The 1716-nt window shown below is 70.6% G+C and carries 2 protein-coding genes; both read left to right on the top strand.

Annotated elements, in window-relative coordinates; translation table 11 throughout:
* Nucleotides 1-82: 82 nt before the first annotated feature.
* Entirely contained in the window at nucleotides 83-1306 is a 1224-nt protein-coding gene (locus tag IEZ04_RS34265; protein WP_373296405.1) for an IS110 family RNA-guided transposase, read from the top strand.
* 74 nt (nucleotides 1307-1380) lie between these two features.
* Nucleotides 1381-1686 (top strand): transposase, encoded by a 306-nt coding sequence (locus tag IEZ04_RS34260; protein ID WP_189220906.1) that lies wholly within the window; start codon nucleotides 1381-1383, stop codon nucleotides 1684-1686.
* Nucleotides 1687-1716 lie beyond the last annotated feature (30 nt).

Raw genomic sequence — 1716 nt, 5'->3', positions numbered from 1 at the left:
GTGAAGCTTCCGACTTGTATGTGCCGGTAGCGGAGCACGTCGGGTTGGCCGCCCGTAGCGTCTCCGTAGGACGCCGGACCGGATGGCTCGTGAAGCTTCTGCCGCCGTCCGGCTGGCTCTCAAGGGGTGTGCCGCCGGACCGGCGTCCGACCGTGGCCTGACTCGACAGAGGCGTGTTCCCGGCCTGGTCCGGTACCGGAAGTCGGAGTGTCGGCCACGGACGCCCCTGCCGTCGTACCGATCTGGGAGGGCAGTGCCCGTGATACTGCTCGGCGTCGATCCGCACAAATCCACCCACACGGTCACCGCCGTGGAGCCTGAGGCCGTCCGGGCTCTTGCGTCGGTGACGATCGAAGCGAGCCTGCCGGAGTACCGCCGGCTGACGGCGTGGGCCCGGCAGTGGCCACACCGCATGTGGGCGGTGGAGAACGCTCACGGACTGGGCCGGCACCTGGCCCAGTGGCTCATAGCCCGCGGCGAACGCGTCGTCGACGTGCCGTCCACGGCGACCCGCCGGGTGCGGGAACTCTCCCGCGGAGGCGGGCGCAAGAACGACCAGATCGATGCGGCCGCCGCCGCGACCGTGGCCTGCCTGCACGGTGACGCACGGGAGGTGGCGGCCGAAGATCACGCCACAGCGCTGGCACTGCTGGACGAGCGCCGGGGCAATCTCGCCCAGGCCCGCATCCGGGCCGTCAACCAGCTGCATGTTCTCCTGCGTGACCTGCTGCCCGGCGGGGCTCCCCGGCAGCTGTCGGCGGATCAGGCCGCGGCCCTGCTGCGGACCGTGCGGCCTGCCGGTCCCGTCGAGCGGGTCCGCAAAGACCTTGCGCGCGACCTGGTCACCGAGGTCCGGCAGGTGGATCGACGGCTCGCGGAGAACACCGCCAGCCTGCAGACGCTCATGGCGGCCACCGGCAGCACGCTCACGAACACTCCGGGCGTCGGCCCGGTGCTGGCAGCACGGTTGCTCGCCCGCGCCGGGCGGGCGAGCCGCTTTCCCACCTCGGCCGCCTTCGCGAACTACACCGGCACCGCCCCGGTGGAGATAGCCAGCGCCGACAAGTCCCGCCACCGCCTCTCCCGCTGCGGGGACCGGCAGCTCAACTCCGTCCTCCACACGATCGCCATGGTGCAGATTCGCATGCCCGACTCACCCGGACACGCCTACTACCAGCGGAAACTCGCCGAGGGAAAGACCTCCAAGGAAGCCCGCCGCTGCCTGAAACGTCGGCTGGCCGACCATGTCTGGCGGGTCATGCTGTCCGACGAACGGCGAGCCCAAATAGCCGCCGCGCACCCTTGACGAGACACAGAGGCACCCCTTGATGCTGGGCACCTGGAAACTGGAACGTGAGGTTCCAGAGGAAGTAGTGCCAGGTGGGAAGCAAGAGCAACCGCAGCAGGCGGTACACGGAGGAGTTCAAGCGGGACGCGGTCGCGCTGGTCCGCTCCTCCGGCAGGACCGTCACCGAGGTGGCCCGGGAGCTCGGGGTCAGCGCCGAGGGGCTGCGGAACTGGGTCCGGCAGGACCGGGCCGACCGTGGTCAGGGGGCGCCGGGCGAGCTGACGGCGGCCGAGCGGGAGGAGCTGCGCCGGCTGCGTCGGCTGGCCCGTGAGCAGGCCGAGACGATCGAGGTGCTGCGAAAAGCGGCGGTCTTCTTCGCGAAGGAGAGCGATCGATGAGCGCGGTGTACGCGTTCATCGAGGCGGAGA

This window comes from Streptomyces ruber (assembly GCF_014648075.1).
Taxonomy (GTDB): domain Bacteria; phylum Actinomycetota; class Actinomycetes; order Streptomycetales; family Streptomycetaceae; genus Streptomyces; species Streptomyces ruber.
This window is presented reverse-complemented; position numbering and strand designations above follow the sequence as displayed.

Bases quoted from the DNA above. Each gene is read 5' to 3' on its own strand.
- IEZ04_RS34265 (WP_373296405.1), top strand. From the start codon at position 83: ATGGCTCGTGAAGCTTCTGCCGCCGTCCGGCTGGCTCTCAAGGGGTGT.